At 68.3% G+C, this 24,920-nt stretch carries 20 protein-coding genes; 14 read left to right on the forward strand and 6 right to left on the reverse strand.

The window, feature by feature from the left end:
* The first annotated feature begins 152 nt into the window (after positions 1-152).
* Genes QOC76_RS11125 through QOC76_RS11140 form a run of 4 tightly spaced genes read left to right on the forward strand, consistent with a single transcriptional unit; the run spans position 153 to position 3,418 of the window.
* Complete coding sequence (locus QOC76_RS11125; protein WP_526356893.1) at positions 153-1,460, forward strand: class-III pyridoxal-phosphate-dependent aminotransferase; 1,308 nt, start codon at positions 153-155, stop codon at positions 1,458-1,460.
* The gene (locus tag QOC76_RS11130; RefSeq protein WP_526356894.1) at positions 1,447-2,622 is read left to right on the forward strand and encodes an amidohydrolase family protein; all 1,176 of its coding nucleotides are present in this window, start codon (positions 1,447-1,449) and stop codon (positions 2,620-2,622) included. Before QOC76_RS11125 ends, QOC76_RS11130 begins: the two co-directional genes overlap by 14 nt.
* Positions 2,622-3,152 carry a hypothetical protein gene (locus QOC76_RS11135; protein WP_526356895.1) on the forward strand — a complete coding sequence of 177 codons (531 nt, stop codon included), beginning with the start codon at positions 2,622-2,624 and terminating at the stop codon, positions 3,150-3,152. The genes QOC76_RS11130 and QOC76_RS11135 overlap by 1 nt, the downstream gene beginning before the upstream one ends.
* The gene (locus tag QOC76_RS11140) at positions 3,149-3,418 is read left to right on the forward strand and encodes an Orn/Lys/Arg family decarboxylase (RefSeq protein WP_526356896.1); all 270 of its coding nucleotides are present in this window, start codon (positions 3,149-3,151) and stop codon (positions 3,416-3,418) included. Before QOC76_RS11135 ends, QOC76_RS11140 begins: the two co-directional genes overlap by 4 nt.
* 8 nt (positions 3,419-3,426) lie before the next feature.
* On the opposite strand, the gene QOC76_RS11145 is transcribed toward QOC76_RS11140, so the two are convergent.
* Entirely contained in the window at positions 3,427-4,584 is a 1,158-nt protein-coding gene (locus tag QOC76_RS11145) for a glycoside hydrolase family 3 N-terminal domain-containing protein (RefSeq protein ID WP_526356897.1), read from the reverse strand.
* Positions 4,585-4,644: 60 nt separating this feature from the next.
* On the opposite strand from QOC76_RS11145, the gene QOC76_RS11150 reads away from it, so the two are divergent.
* The 4 genes from QOC76_RS11150 to QOC76_RS11165 all read left to right on the forward strand — a co-directional run bounded on the left by QOC76_RS11150 (position 4,645) and on the right by QOC76_RS11165 (position 11,594).
* Positions 4,645-4,818 (forward strand): DUF2613 domain-containing protein, encoded by a 174-nt coding sequence (locus QOC76_RS11150; RefSeq protein ID WP_105348436.1) that lies wholly within the window; start codon positions 4,645-4,647, stop codon positions 4,816-4,818.
* A 22-nt stretch (positions 4,819-4,840) separates the two neighbouring features.
* On the forward strand, positions 4,841-9,097 hold the full coding sequence (locus QOC76_RS11155; RefSeq protein ID WP_526356898.1) for an alpha-(1->3)-arabinofuranosyltransferase domain-containing protein: 4,257 nt from the start codon (positions 4,841-4,843) through the stop codon (positions 9,095-9,097).
* Between the two features lie 63 nt (positions 9,098-9,160).
* Complete coding sequence (locus QOC76_RS11160; protein WP_526356899.1) at positions 9,161-10,138, forward strand: phosphotriesterase family protein; 978 nt, start codon at positions 9,161-9,163, stop codon at positions 10,136-10,138.
* Between the two features lies 1 nt (position 10,139).
* A complete protein-coding gene (locus QOC76_RS11165) occupies positions 10,140-11,594 on the forward strand; it encodes an AMP-binding protein (protein WP_526356900.1) in 1,455 nt (484 codons plus the stop codon).
* Between the two features lie 66 nt (positions 11,595-11,660).
* Here QOC76_RS11165 and QOC76_RS11170 read toward each other — a convergent pair whose 3' ends face one another.
* Positions 11,661-12,764 (reverse strand): acyltransferase family protein, encoded by a 1,104-nt coding sequence (locus QOC76_RS11170; protein ID WP_526356939.1) that lies wholly within the window; start codon positions 12,762-12,764, stop codon positions 11,661-11,663.
* Between the two features lie 203 nt (positions 12,765-12,967).
* Here QOC76_RS11170 and pgfA point away from each other — a divergent pair, with 203 nt between their 5' ends.
* From pgfA to QOC76_RS11190, 4 genes are all read left to right on the forward strand, one after another.
* On the forward strand, positions 12,968-14,161 hold the full coding sequence (pgfA, locus tag QOC76_RS11175; protein ID WP_526356940.1) for a cell envelope lipid trafficking protein PgfA: 1,194 nt from the start codon (positions 12,968-12,970) through the stop codon (positions 14,159-14,161).
* A gap of 65 nt (positions 14,162-14,226) precedes the next feature.
* Entirely contained in the window at positions 14,227-15,804 is a 1,578-nt protein-coding gene (locus QOC76_RS11180) for an MmpA family trehalose lipid delivery protein (RefSeq protein ID WP_526356901.1), read from the forward strand.
* A gap of 45 nt (positions 15,805-15,849) precedes the next feature.
* Positions 15,850-17,064: a cytochrome P450 gene (locus QOC76_RS11185; RefSeq protein WP_526356902.1), complete on the forward strand. Its 1,215-nt coding sequence runs from the start codon at positions 15,850-15,852 to the stop codon at positions 17,062-17,064.
* Positions 17,065-17,178: 114 nt separating this feature from the next.
* The gene (locus tag QOC76_RS11190; protein WP_526356903.1) at positions 17,179-18,093 is read left to right on the forward strand and encodes a type IV toxin-antitoxin system AbiEi family antitoxin; all 915 of its coding nucleotides are present in this window, start codon (positions 17,179-17,181) and stop codon (positions 18,091-18,093) included.
* A 9-nt stretch (positions 18,094-18,102) separates the two neighbouring features.
* Here the strand turns inward: QOC76_RS11190 and QOC76_RS11195 are convergent, their stop codons facing one another.
* Positions 18,103-19,272, reverse strand: a complete 1,170-nt coding sequence (locus QOC76_RS11195; protein WP_526356904.1) for a glycosyltransferase family 4 protein — start codon at positions 19,270-19,272, stop codon at positions 18,103-18,105.
* 34 nt (positions 19,273-19,306) lie between these two features.
* Between QOC76_RS11195 and QOC76_RS11200 the strand changes: the two genes are divergently transcribed.
* A complete protein-coding gene (locus tag QOC76_RS11200) occupies positions 19,307-20,080 on the forward strand; it encodes a class I SAM-dependent methyltransferase (protein WP_526356905.1) in 774 nt (257 codons plus the stop codon).
* Between the two features lie 68 nt (positions 20,081-20,148).
* Entirely contained in the window at positions 20,149-21,621 is a 1,473-nt protein-coding gene (locus QOC76_RS11205) for an aldehyde dehydrogenase (RefSeq protein WP_526356906.1), read from the forward strand.
* Between the two features lie 70 nt (positions 21,622-21,691).
* On the opposite strand, the gene QOC76_RS11210 is transcribed toward QOC76_RS11205, so the two are convergent.
* Genes QOC76_RS11210 through QOC76_RS11220 form a run of 3 tightly spaced genes read right to left on the reverse strand, consistent with a single transcriptional unit; the run spans position 21,692 to position 24,826 of the window.
* Positions 21,692-22,150, reverse strand: coding sequence for a MaoC family dehydratase (locus QOC76_RS11210; RefSeq protein WP_526356907.1), 459 nt, complete (start codon positions 22,148-22,150; stop codon positions 21,692-21,694).
* Entirely contained in the window at positions 22,150-23,985 is a 1,836-nt protein-coding gene (locus tag QOC76_RS11215; RefSeq protein WP_526356908.1) for an acyl-CoA dehydrogenase C-terminal domain-containing protein, read from the reverse strand. Before QOC76_RS11215 ends, QOC76_RS11210 begins: the two co-directional genes overlap by 1 nt.
* Before the next feature lie 40 nt (positions 23,986-24,025).
* Positions 24,026-24,826, reverse strand: coding sequence for an enoyl-CoA hydratase/isomerase family protein (locus QOC76_RS11220; protein WP_526356909.1), 801 nt, complete (start codon positions 24,824-24,826; stop codon positions 24,026-24,028).
* Between the last annotated feature and the right edge of the window lie 94 nt (positions 24,827-24,920).

Raw genomic sequence — 24,920 nt, forward strand, 5'->3', positions numbered from 1 at the left:
CTGTGGTTCAACGTGAAGGACGCCGAAACATTATCCGCCGCACCGTTGCTCGGGCTCTATTGGTGCCTCGTCGGGTTGATCATCGCTATCGCGGCCTCCGGTATCGCCAAGCGTGTCGGCGAATCGCTATCGACCGAGTTGAACCTGAAGTCGTGAGCACGCTCTACGAACGGGACGAAGCGTCGGTCGCGGGCATCGAGAAGCTGCGCTTCTTCCCGCTCGAGGTGGTGTCCGGACACGGCTCGACGCTTGTCACTCCCGACGGCCGCGAACTGCTCGACCTTTCGGCCACCTGGACGGCCAGCGGACTCGGGCACGGCCATCCCGCGGTCGTCGAAGCGGTCAGCAGGGCAGTGCGCACGGCGCCTGGCGCAGGCGGGCTTTCGGCGGTGCATCCCGATTCCGTCGGCCTTGCCGAGGATCTGCTCGCGCTGGTGCCGGGAGGCGGTGAACGACGGGTCTATCTGGGCCACGCGGGATCTGACGCATGTGATGTCGCCCTGCGGGCCTGCAGGCACGCGACGGGCAAGCGCACGGTGGTCGCGTTCGAGCACAGTTATCACGGCGGTGTCGGCGTCGCGATGGGCGTCTCTGGCGTGCATGTCGACGCCGGGGCGACACCGGATGCCGATGTTGTCTTCCTCCCCTTCCCCAACCCTTTTCGGCCCACGAGCTGCGGCATCGATGCAGACGTCGCCGCGTGCCTTGACCTCGCTGAGAAGCACTTCGCGACCGGCGCCATCGCCTGCCTGATCGTCGAGCCGATCCTTTCCGACGGCGGGTTGGTGGTGCCGCCGGACGGGTTTCTGGCGCAACTGCACGACCGCTGCCGTGCCAACGGCGTGCCGATGATCTGCGACGAGGTCAAGATGGGCCTCGGCAGGCCGGGCACCATGCACGCCTTCGAGCACGACGGCGTGGTACCCGAGATCGTGACGTTCGGCAAGGTGCTCGGCGGCGGTCTGCCGCTGTCCGCGGCGGTCGGCCCCGCGGAGATTCTCGACGAGCCTCCCGCGGCAGCGCTGCTGACCACGGCAGGCAATCCGGTGTGCACGGCGGCGGGGCGGGCGGTGCTCGCCACCATCGTGGCCGAGGGATTGGCCGACAATGCGGCGAAAGTCGGTGCGGCGCTGCGGGACCAGTTGCGGGCGCTGACCGGGTCGCCGGGTGCCGACCGCATCGGCGAGGTGCGCGGCCGCGGCCTCGCGATCGGGCTCGAACTGGTCGATCCGCAGACCGGCGACCGTGATCCGAGGCTGGCCGCACACGTGGTCTACCGTGCATGGGAATTGGGCGCGGTCGTCTTCTACGTCGGCGGCAACGTCCTGGAGATCACCCCGCCGCTCGTGCTGACCGAGGAGGAGGCCGGACGGGCCGCGGCCATCCTGGGCGAGGCCATCGCGGACGCGGCCGCCGGAAAGGTCGACGCCGAGGAGGTCGCCCGTTATGCCGGATGGTGATGTCGCGGACGTCTTCGCAGGCGTCGAGGATCGAGTGCCCGAGGCGCTGGCCGATCACCTGCGCGGCATTGCGCTCATCGACCACCACGTGCACGGTGCGTTCAACAAACCCGTCGACCGGGCAGCCTTCGAGGCGTCGATCAACGAAGGTTCGACGGACCCCGTTCCCGACTTCATGACGATGTTCGACTCGCCGCTCGGTCTCGCGATCCGGCGCTGGTGCGCACCGGTTCTCGGGCTGCCACGACATGCAGCCGCCGACGACTACTGGGCGCGGCGCAGCGAGCTCGGCCCCGACGAGCTGACCGCCACGATGCTGGCCAGGGCGGGCGTCGCGCGCTGGGTCGTCGACACCGGGTTCAAGGGTGACATGCTCACCACCCTCGATCAGCTCACCGAGCTGTCCGGCAGACCTGCCTCGGAGATCCTGCGTCTGGAGCGGCTCACCGAGGATCTGCTCGAGACCGGCACCGATCCCGACGACTTTCCCGCCGCATTCCGTGCGGCGATGCAGGAGGCGGCGAACTCGCAGCACATCGTCGGTACCAAGACCATCGCCGCCTACCGCACCAACTTCGACATCGACTGGTCGCGGCCGACCGATATGACGGTCGTCGAACACGCCCGCTCACTGGCCTCGCAGGGCAACGGATTACGCGTCGACAGCCCGGTGCTGATCGCCTTCGGTGTGCATGAGGCGGCCGAGCACGGCTTGCCGATCCAGGTACACGTCGGGTTCGGCGACCGGGATCTGGACCTGAACCGCACCGATCCGCTGTTGCTGCTGCCGCTGTTGCGCGCCATGACGCCTGTGCCGGTGCTGCTGCTGCACTGCTACCCGTTCCACCGTCAGGCCGGCTATCTGGCGCAGGCGTTCGATCACGTGAATTTCGATGTGGGCCTTGCCATCAACTACCTCGGTAGCCGATCGACCGCACTGGTCGGCGAGGCGCTCGACACCGCCCCCTTCGCCAAGCAGCTGTACTCGTCGGATGCCTTCGGGCCGCCGGAGCTCCATCTGCTCGGCGCCGTGCTGTGGCGGCGCGCCATGGGCCTTGTGCTCGGCGAGTGGGTGCGCACGGGCGAGTGCGGTGAACAGGATGCGATCGCGATCGTCGACATGATCGGCGTGCACAACGCCGCACGCGTGTATTCGCTCTGATGCCCGACGCCGCACCGCTTTTCGATGCGCTGAGGCGGTTCGTCGAACGGGATCAGGCGCCGTTCTACAGTCCCGGTCACAAGGGTGGCCGCACGCTCGACCCATGGTTTCGGGAGAACATCGCGGCGGTCGACCTGAACAATCTGCCCGACACCGACACGCTGCACTGCCCGCAGGGTCCGATCCTGGCTGCCGAACGACTGATCGCCGACGCATGGGGGGTTCCGCAGAGCTTCATCCTGGTGCAGGGCTCGACCGGCGGGAACATCGCCGTCGCACTGGCGTCGCTACGGGCCGATCAGCCGGTGCTCGTCGCCCGCAACGCGCACAAGTCGGTGCTTGCCGGTCTGGTTGCGGTCGGCGGCTCAACCGGGTGCACGGTGTGCAACCCGAATTGGCGGGCGCCGGACACGTGCTGTGCATCACCACGATCGGCAACGTCGACGCCGACATGGACCGGCTGGTCGAGGGTTTCACCGAAGTCGCCGATCATTTCGGACGACGCGACGCAGGCACATCGGGCGGCTTGACCGCCGACCTGCTCGCGGTCCGTCCGGAGACGGTGCTGACGCCGCGCGAGGCGTTCTTCGCCGCCGACCAGGCGGTTCCGCTCCGACAGGCATCGGGACGCGTTGCGGCCGAGGCGATTACGCCCTACCCGCCGGGCATTCCCCTGGTGATGCCGGGCGAACGCCTCGACGACGACGTCATCGCGCTGCTGTCGGCGCTTCGCCATGCGGGCAGTCCGATCAGCGCATCGGATCCGACGCTGGAAGTGGTGCTCGCGGTCCGCTGAGCGCGACCTCAGCAGCGGGGGTTGGGCCCCTTCTGGCCGGCCAGCTTGAGCACCGAATCGTCGACCTTGGCCTGTGACAGTTCACCGGCATTCAGCGCCTTTTCCAGCCGGTCCAGCACCGCGGGCACCTCGTCGGTGGTGACCCACAGCGCGACGTCGGCACCGGCCTGCAGCGCACGCAGCGCCGCATCGGCGACGCCGTAGCGCTGATTGATGGCGCCCATGCTGGACAGGTCGTCGCTGAAGACCAGCCCGCCGAACCCGGGCCCGCCGTAGTCGCCCGAGCGCAGCAGTCCGTACGCAGCGGGGCTCAGGCTGGCGGGGTCGGTGCCTGTCAGGCCGGGCACCTGCATGTGGCCGACCATGACGGCGACCGGCGCCTGCGTGGTCAGGGTCCGGTACGGCACGAGGTCGAGGGTTTGAAGGTCGGCCAGCGGCGGGGTCACCACACCGCCCTCGTGGGAGTCGCCCGACGCGTGGCCGTGGCCGGGGAAGTGCTTCAGCACCGGCAGCACACCGGCGTCGCGCAGGCCTTGGGCATAGGCGCCCGCGAACTCGACGACCTGCGCGGGATCCGAACCGAACGAGCGATCGCCGATCACCTCGTCATCGGATTCCGTGGTGACGTCGACGACCGGCGCGAAGTCGATGGTGACGCCGAGGCCCCGCATCGCCTGGCCGCGCTGGAATGCGATGTCGTGGACCTCGGCAGGTGTTTTGGTCTGTGCGAGCAACCGCGGCGACGGCTGTTCGCCGATCATGTCGGCAAGCCGGGACACCCGGCCGCCTTCCTCGTCGGTGCTCACCGCCAACGGCAGCGGGCCCGCGGACGCGGCGATGTCGGCGAGCGGTGCGCCCATCATCGACAGGTCGGTCCAGCTGCCGATCATGATCCCGCCGACGTGCTGGTTGTCCACGACGGCCCGCGCGTCGTCGGCGCCGGTGACACCGACCATCAGCAGCTGAGCCAGCTTGTCGCGGGTCGACATCGACGCCAGCACGTCACCGCAGGCGGGCGGTACGGGCGCACCGGGCAGCGGCCGGCCCAACGACGTGTTCGACGGGCCACTAGAGGGCGAAGCGGCGGGCTTCTCGGTGGCGGGCGAGCAGGCCAGCAACAAGCCGGTCAGCGCCGCGAGCGCACCGAGTACACGGGGCAGGGCCATGGGGTCATGCTGTCATGGCGCTGCCGGAGCCGGATATCGGCCGCATGTAAGGTTGGCCGCATGGACCGGTTTCTGGTGCCCGCTGCGGCAAGCATCGTTGTCGGCCTATTACTGGGCGCGGCCGCCATCTTCGGGATCACGCTGATGGTGCAGCAGGACACCAAGCCGCCGGTGCAGGCTGGCGATCCGGCGTCGGCCGTGCTGAACCGTGTCGAGTACGGCGACCGCAGCTAGCTCCGTCCTCCGCCCTGCGGGCGTGGGCCCACCGCTCTCCCGCCGTTGGCTGTGGCCGGTCGCCGCGCTCTCGCTGCTCCTCACCTTCGCGCAGTCGCCGGGAAAGATCTCGCCGGACACCAAGCTCGACCTGACCGCCAACCCCCTGCGGTTCCTGACCCGCGCGCTCAACCTGTGGAACAGCGAACTGCCGTTCGGCCAGGCGCAGAACCAGGCCTACGGCTACCTCTTCCCGCACGGCGCCTTCTTCCTGCTCGGCGACGTGCTTGGGCTGCCGGGTTGGGTGACCCAGCGACTGTGGTGGGCGCTGCTGCTAACGGTCGGGTTCTGGGGACTGCTGCGACTGGCGGAGGCGCTCGGCATCGGGACACCGGGTTCGCGGGTCGTCGCCGCCGCGGCCTTCGCGCTGTCGCCGCGCGTGCTCACCACGATCGGGGCCATATCGTCGGAGACGCTGCCGATGATGCTGGCGCCATGGGTGCTGCTGCCGGTCATCGGCGCCCTGCGAGGAACAGGTTTTGCGCACGCGAGGAGCAGTACAGGTAGCGTGCGGGTGCTCGCGGCGCGCTCGGCGCTGGCTCTCGCACTCATGGGTGCGGTCAACGCGGTCGCCACGCTGACGGGCTGTCTGCCCGCGCTCATCTGGTGGGCCTGCCACCGGCCCAACCGGCTGTGGTTGCGGTTCACCGCCTGGTGGGCGGTGTGCGCGGTGCTGGCCGTCACGTGGTGGGTGGTGGCGCTGATCATGCTCGGCCGGGTCAGTCCGCCGTTCCTCGACTTCATCGAATCCTCCGGCGTCACAACGCAATGGACGTCGCTCACCGAGGTGCTGCGCGGCACCGACAGCTGGACTCCGTTCGTCGCGCCGACCGCCACCGCGGGCGCGACGCTTGTTACCGGGACGGTGGCGGTGCTGGCCACCACGATCGTCGCGGCAGCCGGCCTGGCCGGGCTGGCGATGCGCGCGATGCCCGCCCGCGGCAGGCTGGTGACGATACTGCTGACCGGCGTCGCGCTGCTGGCCGCCGGATATGCCGGTGGTCTTGGATCGCCTCTTGCACATGCGGTCCAGACGTTCCTCGATGCGGACGGCACCCCGCTTCGCAACGTGCACAAGCTGGAGCCGCTGATCCGGTTGCCGCTGGTGCTCGGCCTCGCGCATCTGCTCGGCCGCATCCCACTTCCTCTGAGCGTGCCGCGACGCGAATGGGTGCACGCCTTCGCCCACCCCGAGAACAACAAACGGGTCGCGGTCGGCATCGTGGTGCTGTTGGCGTTGGCGGCGGGAACATCGCTGGCGTGGACGGGCCGGCTCACTCCACCGGGTGCATTCGACGCGATCCCGCCGTACTGGCACGAGACGGCGGCCTGGCTCGACGAGCACAACACGGGGTCTCCGCCCGGGCGTGTGCTGGTGGCGCCTGGCGCGCCGTTCGCAACCCAGGTGTGGGGAAGCAGTCACGACGAGCCCCTCCAGGTGCTCGGCCACAGCCCGTGGGGCGTCCGCGACTCGATCCCCCTCACCCCGCCGCAGACGATTCGCGCGCTGGATTCGGTGCAGCGGCTCTTCGCCGCAGGGCGGCCATCCGCCGGGCTTGCGGATACCCTTGCCCGCCAAGGCATTTCCTACGTCGTCGTCCGCAACGACCTGGACCCCGAGACGTCTCGGTCGGCGCGGCCCGTGGTCGTGCACCGCGCGATCGACGGCTCGCCGGGACTATCGAAGGTGGCGGAGTTCGGCGATCAGGTCGGACCCGGCACGCTCGCCGGCTTCATCACCGACAGCGGGCTGCGGCCGAAGTATCCCGCCGTCGAGATCTACCGGGTGGACGCGGACGCGAGGAGCAGGGACGGCACCACGCGTGGCCCACCCGGCGCTCCCTATCTGACCGACACCGACGCGATGGCCCGCGTCGACGGCGGACCCGAGGCGCTGCTGCGGCTCGACGAACGCCGCAGGCTGCTCGGCCAACCGCCGCTCGGGCCGACGCTGCTGACCGCCGACGCGCAGCGCGCCGGGCTGCGCACTCCGGTCGTCACCGTCACCGACACCCCGCTGGCGCGTGAAACCGACTACGGTCGCGTCGACGACCACTCGTCGGCGATCCGCGCCGAGGGGGACGCCCGGCACACGTTCAACCGGGTGCTCGACTATCCCGCGGGCGACACCCGGACGGTGCACGGCGACTGGACCGGTGGCCGGATCACGGTGTCGAGTTCGGCGGCCGACTCCACCGCACTGCCCAGCGTCGCGCCCGCGACCGGACCGACCGCGGCCATCGACAGCGACACCTCGACCAGCTGGGTGTCCAACGCCCTGCAGTCCGCCGTCGGGCAGTGGTTGCAGGTCGACTTCGACCATCCGGTCACCAACGCCACCATCACCGTGACGCCGAGCGCGACGGCGGTGGGCGCGCAGGTCCGCCGCATCGAGATCTCCACCGTCAACGGAACCAGCACACTGCGCTTCGACGAGGCGGGTAAGCCGATCACCGCGGCGTTGCCCTACGGCGAGACGCCGTGGGTGCGCATCACCGCGGCGGGCACCGACGACGGGTCGCCCGGCGTGCAGTTCGGCATCACCGACTTCACCGTGACGCAGTACGACGCCTCCGGTTTCGCGCAGCCGATCGAACTGCGCCACACCGTGTCGGTGCCTGGGCCGCCACCGAATTCCGCTGTTGCACAATGGGACCTGGGTTCGGAGCTGCTCGGGCGCTCCGGCTGCGCGGACGGACCCGACGGTGTGCACTGTGCGGCGACGATGGCGCAGTCGCCCGAGGAGCCGGTGAACCTGAGTCGGACGTTGACGGTTCCCGCGCCGATATCGGTGACGCCGACGGTGTGGGTGCGGCCGCGGCAGGGCCCCAGCCTTGCCGACCTGATCGCCCAGCCGAAAACGGCGAGGGCCATGGGCGACTCCGACCCGATCGACGTGCTCGGCTCGGTCTACGCGGCCGCCGACGGCGATCCGCGCACGGCGTGGACCGCGCCGCAGCGGGTGGCGCAGTACCGCACACCGCCGAACCTGACGCTCAAGTTGCCGTCCGCCAGCGAGGTCAGCGCACTGCGGTTGACGCCGAGTTCGTCGACGCTGCCCGCGCATCCTCGGATGGTGGCGGTCGACATCGGTGACGGCCCGCAGGTGCGCCGGTTGGCAGACGACGGGGCGCAGACGGTGAAGCTGCGGCCGAAGGTCACCGACACGGTCAAGGTGTCGATCCTCGACTGGGATGACGTGATCGACCGCACCGCACTGGGTTTCGATCAGATCAAGCCGCCAGGGCTGGCCGAGGTCACCGCGCTCGACGCGCACGGTCAACCGATCGCCGCCGCCGACGCGGCCCGCAACAGAAAGCGGGCGGTGACGCTGCCGTGTGGCCGCGGGCCGATCATCGCCGTCGCGGGCCAGTTCGTGCAGACCACCATCGACACCACGGTCGGTGCGCTGCTCGACGGCGACCCGATTGCGGCCAAGCCGTGCCGGACCGCCCCCATCGCGCTGCCCGAAGGCCAGCAGGAACTGCTGATCAGCCCGGGCGCGGCGTTCGTCGTCGACGGAGTGCAGCTCGCCGGGCCGCTGGCCCGTGAATTGCCGAGCGCGCCAAGCAGTCCCGTGCAGACAGCGAGATGGAGCAATGACCGCCGCGAGGTGGACGTGCCGGCGGCGCAGGCATCCCGCGTACTGGTGGTTCCCGAGAGCATCAACCCGGGCTGGACCGCCCGCACCGCCGACGGCGCCACGCTCACCCCGGTGACCGTCAACGGTTGGCAGCAGGGCTGGGTGGTTCCCGCGGGTACGTCGGGCACCATCACATTGTCGTTCGGCTCCAATGCCGTCTATCGGGCAGGCATCGCGGGCGGGCTGGCGTTGCTGCCGATTCTTCTGCTGCTGGCGCTGGTGCCTGCGCGTCGCCCACCGCCGGCCGCCGACCCGGCGCGGCCGTGGCAACCCGGTGCGGTCGCGACGGGGTTGGCGATCGTCGCGCTAGGCGCCGTGATCGCAGGCGTCGCCGGTGTCGTGGTGATGGGAGCGGCGATCGGCCTCAACTACGTGCTGCGCAACCGGGCCCGGCTGCGTGACGCGCTCACCGTCGGCACGAGTGCCTGCGGGCTGATCCTGGCGGGCGCGGTGCTGTCGCAGGGCCCATGGCGATCGGTGGACGGCTACGCCGGGCATTCCGCAGGCGTCCAGTTGCTTGCGCTGATTTCCATAGCCGCGCTGGCCGTCTCTACATGGCCAACAGCTGAGGCTCCGCAAGATCAGCCCCGTAGCTGAGGCCGCCGGTGGCGGCGCGTGAAAGCCCTCGAACTGCTGCGGCTGCGGTCTAGCATCGGCGGAGTGCCGCAACTGGATACTGTCCGAGGAACCATCGACACCGCCGACCTCGGGGTGACATTGATGCACGAACACGTCTTCGTGCTGTCCCCCGAGATCAACGACAATCACCCCGACGTCTTGGGCGATGAGGACGCGCGGGAGGCCGACGCGATCAACCGCCTCAACGAACTCAAGTCTCGCGGAGTGGACAGCATCGTCGACCTGACGGTGATCGGGCTCGGCCGCTACATCCCCCGCATCGCGCGCATCGCCGCGGCCACCGACATCAACATCGTCGTCGCCACCGGCATCTACACCTACAGCGACGTCCCGATGTATTTCCACTTCCGCGGGCCCGGCACGCTGCTGGACGGCCCGGAGATCATGACCGACATGTTCGTCCGCGACATCACCGGCGGCATCGCGGACACCGGCATCAAGGCGGCAATCCTCAAGTGCGCCACCGACGAACCGGGCGTCACGCCTGGTGTGGAGCGGGTGCTGCGCGCGGTCGCGCAGGCGCACCGCCAGACCGGTGTGCCGATCTCGACGCACACCCATGCCGCCACCAGGCGCGGGTTGGAGCAGCAGCGCATCTTCGCCGAGGAGGGCGTCGACCTGAGCAGGGTGGTGATCGGGCACTCCGGCGACTCCACCGACATCGGCTATCTGGAAGAGCTGATCGCCAACGGGTCCTACATCGGCATGGACCGCTTCGGACTCGACACGTTCCTCAACACCGAGGAGCGGGTGCAAACCGTCGCAACGATGTGCGAGCGCGGCCACGCCGACAAGATGGTGTTGTCCCACGACGCAGCCTGTTTCAACGACTGGCTGCCGGAGGAACTCCTTCCCCTGGCGACGCCTAACTGGCACTACCTGCACATCTCCGATGACGTGCTGCCCGCGCTGAAGGAACGCGGGGTGACCGATGAGCAGATCACCACGATGCTCGTGGACAACCCGCGCACGATCTTCGCCGCGCAGGGCGGCTACTGACGTGGCAGTCCAGACGCCACCGATCGGCACCCAGGTTTCGCAACTGGCCGCCCAAGACCCCGATGCGCCCGCCGTCACCTGCTCGGGTCAGACGCTGACCCGGCGCCAACTCGACCTGTCGACGAACCGGCTGGCGCGCGCCTTCGCCGAGCGCGGCGTCGGCGTCGGCGACTACGTCACGATCGTGCTGCCCAACTCGATCCAGTGGGCGCAGTCTGTGCTGGCCGCCTGGAAGCTCGGCGCGACGCCCCAGCCGCTGTCGGCGCGGCTGCCCGACACCGAACTCGCGGCCCTGCTGGACCTGCGATCGCAGGCACTCATCGTCGGCCGGGACGATCCGCGCGGCCAGACGCCAAGCGTGCCGGTCGGATTCACACCGGATCCGGCGCTGTCTGATGCCGCGCTGCCCGAAGTGGTGTCGCCGGTGTGGAAGTCGATGGCCTCCGGCGGCAGCACTGGAAGGCCCAAGCTGATCGAGGCGGGCGGCGACAGCCGGTTTCCGCCGAAGGCCGGCGATCCGCTGGGCGCGCAGGACGGCGACGTCAACCTGTTGTCGGTTCCGCTGTCCCACAACACAGGCTTCACCACGTTCGCCGTCGGGTTGGTGCAGGGCCATCACATGGTGCTGATGCCGCGCTTCGAACCGCACGGGTTCCTTTCGCTCGTCACGCAACACCGGGTCACGTTCCTGGCGACGGTGCCGACGATCATGCAGCGTCTGCTGCCGGTGTACCGGGCCAACCCCGACGCCTACGACCTGTCGTCGATCCGCCGGTTCTGGCATCTGGCGGCGCCGTGCCCACCCGCGATCAAACAGGCGTGGATCGAGCTGGTCGGACCGGAGACCGTCTGGGAACTGTACGGCGGCACCGAACTTCAAGCGTTGACCTTCATCTCCGGTGACCAGTGGTTGACCCACCCCGGCTCGGTCGGCGTCGTCGTCGCGGGCGAGATGAAGGTGCTCGACGACGACGGCAACGAATGCCCGCCCGGCGTCAGCGGTGAGATCTACATGCGGCCGTCGCCCGGCAGTCCGCCGACCTACCGCTACATCGGGTCGAAGGCGAAGAGCCGCGACGGTTGGGACTCACTCGGCGACCTCGGCTACTTCGACGCCGACGGCTTCCTCTACCTCAACGACCGCCGCGTCGACATGTTCACCGTCGGCGGCCGCAACGTCTATCCCGCGGAGATCGAGTCCGCGCTGAGTGCACACCCGAATGTGTTGTCCTGCTTGGTCGTTGGAATTCCCGACGGCGACCTGGGGCAGGTACCCTATGCCATCGTCCAGGCGGACGGGCTCGACGAGGCCGCCGTCATCGCCTTCCTCGCCGAGCGCATCGCCGGCTACAAGCTGCCCCGCACGGTGGAATTCAGTGACACGCCGCTGCGCGACGACGCGGGCAAGGCACGCCGGTCGGCCGTCCGCGACGACGTCATCGCGCGGCTCAGCTGAGCCGCTCGATGGCGAAGGCGGTCAGGAAACTCCGAGATCAGCTACCTGTACCCGGTGGCCGTCCGCTCAACCAGTCCTCACGGCACTGTCGAGCAGCGGGGCCGGCGCGTCGGGAGTGCTGTGACGATACTCCCAGCGCCGCAACGCAACTCGGCACGGCGACTCGACAAGCGCGTAGCTGACCGCCGCGATCGCGAAGCCGAACACCACGGTCAGTACCAGCACGACCGGCATATGCCCGTTGAATGCGAATTCGCCGATGATCGGGAACACCATCCACAGCGCGGCCAGGTGCCAGATGAACAACCCGTAGGACCACCGGCCCAGCGTCACCATCGTGGTGTTGCCGAGGATCCGGTGCGAAGTGTCCGGTGCATCGAGCACCAGCGGCGCCAGCAGCGCACCCGAAACCACCGCGCCCATCGCGACCTTGACGATGAACTGGTGGGCGGTGCCCGGCGTCAGGCCCTCCGGCCCCGCCACCGGAGAGGCCGCGATCAGAAACGCGACGACCGCCGCGGCCGCCATCAGGACCCGTTTCCTGGCCAGCCGATGCGGCCAGCCGACCGGGGTCACCGTCAACTCGGCCAGCAGCATGCCCGCGACAAACCAGGACAGAAACGCGGGCGGCCAGTTCACCGCGCTGACGCCGACGGGGGTGTCGATCGGGATCAGCGCCCAGCCGAGGCTCAGCACGCCTGCGGCGGCGAGCACGGGGATGCGTGCGCGCACCGGCACCCGCCGCACCAGCAGCGCTAATACGGGCAGCGCGAGGTAGAAGCTCACCTCCACGGCAAGGCTCCACATCTGTGTCAGCCCCGCCGTCAGCGTCAACGGCACATAGATCTGGGTCAGCGTCAGGTTCGCCAGCCAGACCGTCAGGTCGGCCTTGGCGTCGGGCAGCAGGGTCAAAATGACGATGACCGCCACCAGGTACGCGGGCATGATGCGGACCAGGCGGGACCGCAGGTAGTGCCCGGTGCGCGGGATCGGGCGAAGGCCGCGGGCCGCGGCGGCGTGGCCGCGCCACAACAGGAAGCCCGACAACGCGAAAAACACCGCGACGGCCAGATCGAACCGGCCGAAAAGCCGCCCCGCCATCCCGCCGGTGTGCCCGGTCTGGAAGGCGACGTGGGTGATTACGACGCCGACAGCCGCGCAGGCCCGCATTCCCTCGACGGGGGGTAAGAATCCGCGGGTGCCGCCGACGGCTTCTGAACGTGCCACGTCGACCAGTGTGCAGGACGCCCGAACGGGTAAGCCGTCGTAGTAAATGATGGCCCTTAGTTTGTGCTGTTAGGGTCGCTAGCCATTGGGTCAGCCCAAACCGACGGAGCCGGATGGCCGGCGACATCAAGCCAGGGAGGAACGGTTTGAACCGCGCAGTGGCGTTGCGTATCGCGGCGTGCGGAATCATCGGGCTCGGAGCTGCCCTGTTGATCGCCGCGTTGCTGCTCACCACCTACACCAAGAGCAAGATCACCAAGATTCCGTTGGACCTGGACGCCACCCTGGTCAGCGACGGAACCGGAACGGCGTTCGACCCGGCGTCACTGGCCGCCCCGAAGTTCGAGATCGGCAAGAACGTGCCGATCACCCAGCAGCAGCAGATCAGCGTCGAGGCGCCGTCGAACGCCGACGTCGTCACCCTTCAGGTCGGCACGACTGTGCGGCGCACCGACAAGCAACAGGACAACGGCTTGTTGCTGGCCCTGGTCGACACCGTCACCCTCGACCGCAAGACTGCGATGGCCGTCTCCAGCGAGAGCAATCCCGGTGGCGCCGTGCAGAAGCCGCGCACGATCCAGGACGATCAACCGCCGACGAATATCGCGCTTCCGCACGAGGGGCTGGCCTACCGCTTCCCGTTCGACACCGAGAAGAAGACCTACCCGTACTTCGACCCGATCGCCCAGAAGGCCTTCGATGCGAATTACGACGGCGAGGAAGACGTCAACGGCCTGACCACCTACCGGTTCACGCAGAACGTCGGCTACGACGGCGACGGCAAGCTGGTCGAGCCGGTGAAGTACGCGTCGCTGTTCGACAACGACGAGGACAGTCAGGTGACCGCGCCCGCGGGGATGTGGGGCATCCCCGGCAACCCCGACGAGCCGGTCACCATGACGCGCTACTACGCCGCGCAGCGCACGTTCTGGGTGGATCCGGTGTCGGGCACCATCGTCAAGTCCAAGGAGCGCGCGAACCAGTACTACGCGCGCGAGGCGCTCAAGCCCGAGGTGACGTTCGTGGACTACACCGTCACCTCCACCGAGCAGACGGTCGAGTCCCAGGTCTCCACTGCCCGCGACGAGCGCGACCGGGTGGCGCTGTGGGGACGCATCCTGCCGATCACCTTCACCGCCATCGGACTGGTGTCGCTCGTCGGTGGTGCGCTGCTCGGATCGTTCAGCCTGCGCGCCGAGTCCGCGCTGATCGACCCCGGCCTTGACGAGGCCGATCACGGCTTCTTCGACACCCAGGGCATCAAGGTGCCCGGCGCCGAGGCGAAGACCGAGAAGCTGCAATTGCCCACCCAGCGGCCCAGACAGCCACCAGACCGGTAGGTCTGATCAACCGCTTTCTGACGAAGTTCTGGGCGCCGGCCTATGCGCTGGCGCTCGCTCTTGTGGTGACCGGCCCGCTGCTGAAACCCGGATATCTGCTATTGCGTGACGCCGTATCCAGCCCGCGGTCGTACCTATCCGATGCCGCACTTGGTCTTTCGGACGCCGCGCCGCGAGCCCTGCCGCAGGATTTCGCGGTGGCCTTGGCGTCGCATGTCGTCGACGGCGGCATCGCGGTCAAGGTGCTGCTGATCGCCGGGCTGTGGCTTGCGGGCTGGGGCAGCGCCCGGTTGGCCGCAGCGGTGCTGCCCGACGCAGGTGTGCCGGGGCAGCTCCTCGCGGCAACATTGGCGGTGTGGAATCCCTATGTCGCAGAACGGCTTCTGCAGGGGCACTGGAGCCTGCTGGTCGGCTACGGGTGTCTGCCGTGGGTGGCGGCGACGGTGCTGCGGATGCGAACGGGCGGCAGGGCGCTGTGGATTGAGGCCTGCGCGCTGGCCTTCTGGACAGCGCTGGCCGGGCTGACCCCGACGGGGCTGATGCTGGCCGTGACGGTGGCGCTGGTGTGTTCGCTGACCCCAGGCCCCGGCCGGCCCAGGTGGATGTGCGCGGTCATCGGGGTGGGTGCGGCGGTTCTCGCGGCGCTGCCATGGTTGACGGCCGCCGCGGTGTCCGGATCGCTGTCGTCGACACAGGCTGACGGTGTGCCCGCGTTCGCGGCTCGTGCCGAGCCGGGACTCGGCACGCTGGGCAGCCTCGCCGGCCTCGGTGGCATCTGGAACAGTGCGGCTGTACCCGAATCGCGGACAACGCTTTTCGCGGTGGTGGCCGTTGTCGTATTGCTCGGCATCGTCGCGGCCGGACTGCCGGTCGCCGTCCGCACCCCCGCCGCGGTTCCGCTGCTCGTGCTGGCCGCCGTCGCCGTCGTGGTGCCCGCCCTGATGGCGACGGAGCCGGGGCTGGCGGCCGTGGAGTCGATGGTCCGCGCATTGCCCGGTCTCGGCGTGGTGCGCGACGCCCAGAAGTGGGTGGCGTTGGCGGTGCCGGGCTACACGCTTTCGGCAGCGGGGTCGGTGATCATGCTGCGGCGGTGGCTGCCCGGCGTCGCGACGGCGGCGGTGTGCAGTCTGGCTCTGATCGCGACGTTGCCGGATCTGGCGTGGGGAGTCGGCGGCAAGGTCACCGCGGTGCGGTATCCGCCCGGTTGGGCGGCGGTCGCGGCGATGATCAACGCCGACCCGGATCCGGTGGCGGTGCTGCCTGCGGGCAGCAGCATGCGGCAGTTCCCGTGGGCAGGAGAAGCGCCGGTGCTCGACCCGCTTCCGCGGTGGGTCCGCGCCGACGTGCTGACGACCGGGGACCTGGCGGTCTCGGGGCGTCTGGTGGCCGGTGAGGGCGGCCGCGCCAGGGAGGTCGAGCGGTTGCTGACGACGGGCGCCGACCACGCCGCGCTGGCCCGGGCGGGCGTCGGCTGGCTGGTGGTCGAGTCCGGCGCTGACATCACCGCGACCCGGCTTGGCGGCGACCGTCCCGCCGCGTCACATCGCGGATTGATGCTGGTCACGCATGCCGGATGGCTGGCGATGCTGGTGGTGGGTGGCGCGGGCGCACTCGCCGGTCTGGCCCGGCGGCGGGTGGAGTAGCGCACTACGCTACCGGCCCTCCCCGGCGCGCAGAAGCATGATCACATGACTGTCCTGACCGTGTTCGAAGCCGATCTGCCGACCGTCGAGTACGAGGACGCGACGACGCCCGACGAAGCTCACCGCAACCTACGCAAGGCGCTCGAGCAAGGCCCGATCGCGATGGGTGCGCACGGCCCCGAGATCCTCAGTTACGAACTGGTCCGCGCGACCCTGCGCGATGCCCGGTTCCAGGTGCCGCGAGGCCTCGGCCTGGAGACGCAGGGCATCACCGACGGCCCGCTGTGGCAGCGAGCCAGCACGAGCCTGCTGGCCATGAACGGCGACGGCCACAACAGGCTGCGCCGGCTCGTGTCGAAGGCATTCACCCCGCGCTCGGTCTCGCGGCTGGACGACATCATCGTCGACGTCATCACGAGGCTGACCGTTCCGCTCGCCGCGAAGGGACGCTGCGAGGTCGTCGCCGACATCGCAAGGCCCTATCCGGTGCCGATCATCTCCGCACTGCTCGGCGCGCCCCGTGACGACTGGAAACTGTTCTCCGACTGGGCCGACGACTTCTTCAAGCTGTTCAGCTGGAACGTCGCCGAGTACGAAAGCGACATCCTCACGGCCTGGGGAGAACTCGACAACTACATCGACGGAATGGTCGCCACCCGACGCGAGTCGCTGACCGACGACCTGATCTCCGAGCTGATCCGCGCCGAGGACGACGGCGACCGGTTGACGATCGGCGAACTGCGGATGCTGGCGGCGGGCATCTTGATGGCGGGCACGGACACCACCCGCAACCAGGTGGCCGCCGCGCTCGACGTGTTCTGCGACTATCCCGAACAGTGGGAACTGCTGGCGCAGCGCCCCGAGCTGGCGATGAAGGCCGTCGAAGAGGTAATGCGGTTCAGCCCAGTGATTTTCGGCGCAATGCGGACGACAGTCGAGGACGTCGAACTCGACGGTGTGACAATTCCGATGGGCGCATTCGTCGTGTGCAACACGGCGGCGGCGAATCACGACGCGGACGTGTACGTCGACCCGGATCGTTTCGACATCACGCGCGCGGACCCGCCGCCCATGCAGACCTTCGGGGCAGGCGCGCACTACTGCCTCGGCGCGAACCTGGCGCGTCGCGAAATCGCGGAGGCCCTTGTCGTGATGTCGGGCAGGATGAAGAACCTGCGACGAGACGGTTTGGCGCGGTGGAAGCCGATGATCGGAATCAGCGGCCCGGCAACGCTTCCGGTCGCGTTCGACGCCGCCTAGCCCCCGCCCTCGTTTTTTTCCGCCCAAACCAACGATTGGGCGGAAAAGTGCGAGAAGATCGCGCCATTTCGTCGATCTCGGCGTGTGTCGGACCGTCGGGGGACGATGCGACCCATGGTGGAAGTATTCCTTGGCAGGGAAGCGCTTGGCGACGGCCTGCGTCGTCATGATCTGCGTAGTTGGTATCGGCCGATATTCCGCGGTGTTTACATCCCGAAAGCGTCGACGCCGTCATTACACGACAGGACGGTAGGAGCCTGGCTCGCCTCGGACCGAGCCGGCGTCATCGCCGGGGTCGCCGCGTCGGCGCTGCACGGCGCCGCATGGATCGACGACAGCCATCCGATTGAGATCCTGGTCGACGAACGACGCCGCCAGCCCGGTCTCGTCGTGCGGATGGATCGCGTCGCCGACGATGAGATCACTACCGTTGATGACCTCCCGGTGACGACTCCCGCGCGCACCGCGTTCGATACCGGTCGACACGAGAAGCGGTCAGTGGCACTCGGCCGTCTGGATGCTCTGATGCGCGCGGCGCCGTTCGCAGACAGAGACGTGGCGACACTGATGCAGCGATACGGTGCGGTCCGGGGCATACGCCAGCTGCGTGCGCTTCTTCCGCTGGTCGACGCCGGCGCCGCGTCGCTGAAGGAAAGTTGGTTGCGACTTCTTCTGATCGACAACGGATTTCCGGTTCCCGAAACGCAGATTCCGGTGCTCGACAACGATGAGCCATTCGCGTTTCTGGACATGGGATGGCGTGACCTTCTCTTGGCGGTCGAGTACGACGGCGACCAACATCGCACCGATCGTCCTCAATACGTCAAGGACGTCAGGCGCATCAAGAGGATCGAACGGCACGGCTGGGAGATCATCCGGGTGATCAATGAAGACCGTCCCCACGAGATTTTGGCGCAAGTGTACGAGGCATGGCTCCGCCGCGGAGGCGCCGAGATCGACGAAATGGCGGCAATCACTCGCACTTTCCCGCCCAATCGTTGGTTTGGGCGAAATGGGAATGCGGCTTAGGGGCTTGGGCTAGTCCGCTGCGGACACGACGCCGCTGACCCGCCTGCCTTTTGACATCGAGTTCAGCACCACGAGCATGGCGTCGGCGCTCTGACGCCAGGAGAACTCCGCACTGCGGATTTGTGCCTTGCCGCCGAGTTGATCGCGCAGCACCGGATCGGTCAGCAGCCGCTCGAGGGCGACGACCATGTCGCGATGGTCGTCGACGAGGATGCCGGTCACGCCGTCGACGATCGAGTCAGTGAGCCCGCCGGAGGACCGGTAGCCGATCGTCGGCACGCCGTGCTGGGCGGCCTCGGTGACGGCGAGGCCCCAACCCTCCTTGCGTGACGGCAGCACATGCACCCAGCACCGTTGCAGCACTTCGTGTTTGGTGATGTCATCGACATGACCGTGGAAGGTGACCGCATCGGCAACCCCGAGCAGCCGCGCGTGCTCGACGAGGCGATCGCGCCACCAGCCGCCGCCGACCATGTCGAGGTGCAGGCCGGGAATACGCGGCAGCAGTTCGGCGACGGCGTTCAGCGCGTCCTCGATCTGCTTGTGCGGCACCAGCCTGCTGAGCAGTGCGATGCGCGGATGCTCCGCGCGCGCAAGCGCGAGCGTCTCCGGCGGCGCCTCGTCGAGTCCGTTGCGGACCACCGCGATCTGACCGGCGTCGACGCCGAGGTCGGTCAGGTCGCGCGCCGACGGCAGGGACACCGTGACGTACTGGTTGCGTCGGTGCAGCCATGGTGACAGCCGTGACTCGACGAACCAGCCGAAGCTGCCCTTCCATCGACCGGCGACGGGCCACAGTTCGCGGTGGCAGTGGTGAACCAGGACGACGACACGGCGACCGTAGGCGAGGCGGGCAAGGAAGGGCAGACCGTTCTGGGTGTCGATCACCACGTCGGGGCGGACCCTGCGCAGGGGACCGAGGCCGATGCGGGCCAGCACCATCGCCAACCCCGCCCAGATGTAGATCGAATAGGCGCCACCGGCGCGGTTGATCCGGACCCCGTCGACGACCTCGTTGCGCGAGGCGCCGGCGTAGCGCGCCGTCCGCAGCGTCACGTCGACACCCGATGCGGCCAGCTGCGCACCGATGCGCTGCAGGTAGGCCTCGCTGCCGCCGCCCTGCGGGTGGCCGGTATCGCGCCAGCACAGAAGCAGCACGGATCTCACGGGGCCAGACATTCGTGCCAGCGTAACCGCTGCATAAGGTCTGCTTATGTCCGCCACCGAGCTCTTCGCCCAGCGGGCGACGCTGTCCCGGTCGGTGCGGCTGCTGTCGCAGTTCCGCTTCGAACAGTCCGACCCCGCCCGGTTCTACACCGCGCTCGCGGAGGACACCGTGGCGATGGTCGGCGACCTGTGGGCGGCGACGCATGGTGAGACGGCCGTCGGGCAGACCGTGCTCGACGTGGGTGGCGGCCCCGGCTACTTCGCGACGGCGTTCGAAGATGCGGGCTACGACTACATCGGCGTCGAACCCGACGCTGCCGAGATGCATGCCGGTCCCGCGGCCGGGGGCGCGGCCACCTACGTCCGCGCGTCGGGCATGGCGTTGCCGTTCGCGGACGCCAGCGTGGACATCTGCCTGTCGTCCAATGTGGCCGAGCATGTGCCGGAGCCGTGGCGGTTGGCCAGAGAGATGCTGCGGGTCACCAGGCCCGGCGGGCTCGCCGTGTTGTCGTACACGGTGTGGCTCGGCCCGTTCGGCGGCCATGAGATGGGCATGACCCACTACTTCGGTGGCGCCCGCGCGGCTGCGCGATATACCCGCAAGCACGGTCGTGCGGCGAAGAACAACTACGGCTCGTCACTGTTCGCGGTGTCCGCCGCAGACGGTCTCGTATTCGGCGGCAACTCCGGCGCGCTGGTCGCCGCATTCCCCCGCTACCACCCCAGATGGGCGTGGTGGATGACGAAGGTGCCGTTGCTGAGGGAGTTTCTGGTGAGCAATCTGGTGCTGGTCTTTAGGCCGTCAAAGTTTGACGACTGAAACATGTTCTCGTTTTCCGCGTCACGTGGGTAATGTGACGCCCATACACGCGCACGCGAGGAGCACGAATGACACAGAGCACGGCATTCAAGACCGAGTGGGACAAGCTGTTCATCGGCGGCACGTGGGCCGAACCCGCGACCGCCGACGTCATCGAGGTGCACTCGCCGGCCACCGGTGAACTCGTCGGCAAGGTCCCCCTCGCGAGCCAGGCGGACGTCGACGCCGCCTGCGCGGCCGCGCGCAAGGCTTTCGACGAGGGCCCGTGGCCGCAGATGTCGCCGCAGGAGCGGGCGGCCGTGCTCGGCGCCGCGGTCAAGCTGATGGAGGAGCGCGCCGACGAGCTGAAGTTCCTGCTGGCGGCGGAGACCGGTCAGCCGCCGACGATCGTCGACATGATGCAGTACGGCGCCGCGATGGCGGCGTTCCAGTACTACGCGGCGGCGGCCGACAAATTCACCTGGCGCGACTTCCGGCAGGGTGTCTACGGCGAGACCATGGTGTTGCGTGAGCCGATCGGCGTGGTGGCCGCCGTCACCGCATGGAACGTGCCGTTCTTCCTGGCCGCCAACAAGCTGGGCCCCGCGCTGATCGCGGGCTGCACCATCGTGGTGAAGCCGGCCGCCGAGACGCCGCTGTCGCTGTTCGCGATGGCAGAGATCTTCGCCGAGGCAGGGCTGCCCGAGGGTGTGCTCTCCGTCGTGCCAGGCGGCCCGGAGACCGGGCGCGCACTGACCGCCAATCCCGAGATCGACAAGTTCACCTTCACCGGGTCGAGTGCGGTGGGCAAGGAGATCGGCAAGCTCGCGGCCGAGAAGCTCAAGCCGTGCTCGCTGGAACTCGGCGGCAAGTCCGCGGCCATCATTCTCGAGGACGCCGACCTGGACTCGACGCTGCCGATGCTGGCGTTCTCAGGGTTCATGAACTCCGGTCAGGCGTGCGTAGCCCAGACCCGCATCCTGGCGCCGCGGTCGCGCTACGACGAGGTCGTCGAAAAGGTCAGCGCCGCAGCGGCCGGAATGCCGATCGGCCTGCCCGACGACCCCGGCGCGATGATCGGCCCGCTGATTTCCGAAAAGCAGCGCGAGCGCGTCGAGGGCTACATCCGCAAGGGCGTCGAGGAAGGCGCACGGCTGGTCACCGGTGGCGGTCGCCCCGAGGGCCTGGACGGCGGATGGTTCGTGCAGCCAACGGTTTTCGCCGATGTCGACAACTCGATGACGATCGCCCAGGAGGAGATCTTCGGGCCGGTGCTTGCGGTGATTCCCTACGACACCGAGGACGACGCGGTACGCATCGCCAACGACTCGCCATACGGCCTCGCGGGCAGCGTGTTCACCACCGACAACGAGAAGGCGATGAAGATCGCGTCGAAGATCCGCACCGGCACGTATGCGGTCAACATGTACGCGTTCGATCCCGGCGCGCCGTTCGGCGGCTACAAGAACTCCGGTATCGGTCGGGAGAACGGGCCGGAGGGGATCGAGCAGTACACGCAGGCGAAGAGCGTGCTGCTGCCGTTCGGGTACAAGCCGGAGTAGGTGCACACACCAGTTGGTGAGAGGAAGTGCTTCGCGGTCCCGGCTGCCGTCGTCGCCGTCGCCCCGCTGGTTAGAACAGCACCCGCACGATCGTCTCGGCCACCGCGGCCGGCTTGTTCGACCCGTCGAGTTCAATGGTGTTCTTCACCGTCAGGTTGACGGTGTTGTCGTCCACCTTGGTCGCATCGATGAGTTCGGAGCGCACCCGGATCCGCCCGCCCGACGGCACAGCTGCGATGAAACGCACCTTGTTCGAGCCGTAGTTGATCGCCATCTTCGCGTTCTCGACGCGGTAGTTGTCCTTCGTGAGCGCCGGGATCATCGACAGCGTCAGGTAGCCGTGCGCAATCGTCTGGCCGTAAGGACTCTCGGTTTTCGCGCGCTCGGCATCGATGTGAATCCACTGATGATCCCCGGTAGCATCCGCGAAGGCGTTGATACGGTCCTGGTCGACCTCCTGCCACTCGCCGACGCCGAGTTCCTCCCCCACCGTGGCGACGGCATCGTCGATCGACGTGAGCACCTTCATCAGAATGCTTCCTCTCGTAGGTCCATGATCGTCAGGTCCACGCCCTCGATGATTTTGCGTTCGGCGGTCAACCGCGGCAACACATTACGCGCGAAGAACTCCGCCGCCGCCACCTTCCCCCGATAAAACGACCGGTCCCGGTCCGACGTATCGCCATCCAGGGCGGTCAGTGCGATCTCGGCGTGCTCGAGCAACAGCCAGCCGATCAGTAGATCGCCGACCGCCAGAAGGTAGGCCACCGACTCGAGGCCGAGCCGATACAGCTCGCGCGCGTTCTCCTGCGCACCCAGCAGATATCCCGTCAACGTAGCGGTCATCGCCTGCGCGTCGGCAAGGGCCGTGGCCAGCAGCGCGCGGCCCTCGGTCAGCTCCGGCCTGGCGGTCTCGCGGTCAAGGAACTTCTGCATCTGCGCGACGACGTGCGCAAGTGCCACACCCTTGTCGCGCGCGATCTTGCGGAAGAAGAAGTCCTGCGCCTGGATCGCGGTGGTGCCCTCGTACAGCGAGTCGATCTTGGCATCGCGAATATACTGCTCGATCGGGTAGTCCTGCAGAAAGCCCGATCCGCCGAACGTCTGCAGCGACTCGGTCAGGCACTGGTAGGCCCGCTCGGAGCCGACACCCTTGACGATCGGCAGCAGCAGATCGTTGACCCGCTCGGCGAGCGCGGCATCGGCTCCCGACACGATTTCGGCCACTGCGGGATCCTGATGCGCGGCGGTGAACAGATAGAGCGCGCGCAACCCTTCGGCGTAGGCCTTCTGCGTCATCAGCGCCCGGCGCACATCGGGGTGGTGGATGATGGTGACCCGCGGCGCCGTCTTGTCGGTCATCTGCGTCATGTCGGCGCCCTGTATCCGCGTCTTCGCATACTCGAGGGCATTCAGGTAGCCCGTCGACAGCGTCGCAATAGCCTTTGTGCCGACCATCATTCGCGCGTATTCGATGATCTTGAACATCTGGGCGATGCCGTTGTGCGAGTCACCGACCAGCCAACCGACCGCGGGCACGCCGTGCTGGCCGAACGTCAGCTCGCACGTCGCCGACGCCTTCAGCCCCATCTTGTGTTCGAGCCCGGTGACGAAGACACCGTTGCGCTCGCCCGGTTCTCCGGTCTCGGCATCCGGCAAGAACTTCGGGACGACGAACAGGCTCAGGCCCTTGGTGCCGGGTCCGGCGCCCTCGGGCCTGGCCAGCACCATGTGCAGTTCGTTCTCGAACAGGTCGTCGGTGTCACCGTTGGTGATGAAGCGTTTGACCCCGTCGATGTGCCAGCTGCCGTCGGCCTGCTGAACAGCCTTCGTGCGGCCGGCGCCGACGTCCGAACCCGCGGCGGGCTCGGTCAGCACCATGGTGGCGGCCCAATAGCGTTGCATCGCAATCGATGCCAGCTTCCGCTGCTCGTCGTTCCCGATGTGGTAGAGGATGTTCGCGAGGATGGGCCCGGCCAGGTACATGAACGCTGCGGGCTGGGCGCCGAGCGGGAATTCGTTGACGGCCCAGGCCACCATCGCGGGCGCGGGCACGCCGCCGATGTCCTCGTGGAGGCCGATGCGGAACCACTCGCCCTGCTGCCAGGCGCGGAACGACTTCTTGAACGGCTCGGGGATGGTCACCACATGTGTCCCGGGATCAAACGTCGGCGGGTGCCGGTCGGTCTCGGCGAACGCTTCGGCGAGCGGTCCCTCGGCGAGCTTCGACGCTTCATGAAGCATCTGGCGCACGGACTCGCCGTCGAGGTCGCCGAACTCTCCGGTCGCCAACGCCTTCTCGAGTTCGAGCACCTCGTACAGGTTGAACTCGAGATCGCGCACATTGCTTTTGTAATGGCCCATGGCAAGCCCTTCTGAAGCGACTGAGCGAGCGTAACCCCTCCTAAGAGCCCTGGAACCGCGCTTCGCGTCGCTCGATGAAGGACTGCAGCCCCTCGGCGGCGTCCGCGGTGCCGAACAGTCGCGTCATCTCCGGGCGCAGCCGCTCGATGGCGGCATCGTCGCCTTGGGTGCGGGCCAGGTGCGCCGAGGCCAGCACCGCCCGGACACCGAGAGGGGCGGCGCGGTCGGCGATGGTGTGGGCAATGCTTCTGGCGGCCGACTGCGCCTCCGCGGCATTCGCGGCGACCTCCTGGAGCAGCCCGATCCGGAGGGCCTCCTCGGCGTCGAACTCGTCTCCGGTGAGCAGCCAGCGCATCGCGTTCCCCCATCCGGTCTGCTGCGGCAGCCGGATCGTGGCACCACCGAAGGGATAGATCCCGCGACGCACCTCCATCTGGGTGAATCGGGTGTCGGCGGCCGCCACCCGGATGTCGGCGGCGAGCAGCAATTCGATGCCCAGGGTCATGCACCAACCGTGCGCCGCGGCGACGACGGGCTTGGTCCAGGTCCCGTCCAATCGCCACGGGTCGCGGCCGTCATCGGGGAAGGGCAACTCGCCGCTGACAATGGCCGGGCCCACATCGACCAGGTCGAGGCCCGCCGTGAAGTGGTCGCCGTGCGCGAAGAGGACGCCGGCGCGCAGAGTCTCATCCGCCTCCAGCACGCCGTACGCGCGGGATAAGTCGGCGAGCATCGCGAGGTTGAACGAATTGCGCTTGTCTGGCCGGTTCAGGCCGATGACCAGCACGTGGCCATCGCGTTCCAGCGTGACGGTGTCGAGCGTCCGCTCCGGTGCTGCCATCAGCCGAGTGAACCGCGCGGATCGACATTATGCAATGGCCCATAATCTGGCCTAGGCGACGTCGCACGCCCGACCTGCGACTGGACACGTGTTC

Origin of the sequence: Mycobacterium sp., from assembly GCF_032159565.1 — a bacterium.
GTDB lineage: Bacteria > Actinomycetota > Actinomycetes > Mycobacteriales > Mycobacteriaceae > Mycobacterium.

Bases quoted from the DNA above. Each gene is read 5' to 3' on its own strand.
- QOC76_RS11210 (WP_526356907.1), bottom strand. From the start codon at position 22,150: ATGAAGGTGCTCACGTCGATCGACGATGCCGTCGCCACGGTGGGGGAG.
- QOC76_RS11215 (WP_526356908.1), bottom strand. From the start codon at position 23,985: ATGGGCCATTACAAAAGCAATGTGCGCGATCTCGAGTTCAACCTGTAC.
- QOC76_RS11195 (WP_526356904.1), bottom strand. From the start codon at position 19,272: ATGTCTGGCCCCGTGAGATCCGTGCTGCTTCTGTGCTGGCGCGATACC.
- QOC76_RS11170 (WP_526356939.1), bottom strand. From the start codon at position 12,764: ATGCGGGCCTGCGCGGCTGTCGGCGTCGTAATCACCCACGTCGCCTTC.
- QOC76_RS11185 (WP_526356902.1), top strand. From the start codon at position 15,850: ATGACTGTCCTGACCGTGTTCGAAGCCGATCTGCCGACCGTCGAGTAC.
- QOC76_RS11220 (WP_526356909.1), bottom strand. From the start codon at position 24,826: ATGGCAGCACCGGAGCGGACGCTCGACACCGTCACGCTGGAACGCGAT.
- QOC76_RS11135 (WP_526356895.1), top strand. From the start codon at position 2,622: ATGCCCGACGCCGCACCGCTTTTCGATGCGCTGAGGCGGTTCGTCGAA.
- QOC76_RS11190 (WP_526356903.1), top strand. From the start codon at position 17,179: ATGGTGGAAGTATTCCTTGGCAGGGAAGCGCTTGGCGACGGCCTGCGT.
- QOC76_RS11145 (WP_526356897.1), bottom strand. From the start codon at position 4,584: ATGGCCCTGCCCCGTGTACTCGGTGCGCTCGCGGCGCTGACCGGCTTG.
- QOC76_RS11150 (WP_105348436.1), top strand. From the start codon at position 4,645: ATGGACCGGTTTCTGGTGCCCGCTGCGGCAAGCATCGTTGTCGGCCTA.
- QOC76_RS11130 (WP_526356894.1), top strand. From the start codon at position 1,447: ATGCCGGATGGTGATGTCGCGGACGTCTTCGCAGGCGTCGAGGATCGA.
- QOC76_RS11205 (WP_526356906.1), top strand. From the start codon at position 20,149: ATGACACAGAGCACGGCATTCAAGACCGAGTGGGACAAGCTGTTCATC.
- QOC76_RS11200 (WP_526356905.1), top strand. From the start codon at position 19,307: ATGTCCGCCACCGAGCTCTTCGCCCAGCGGGCGACGCTGTCCCGGTCG.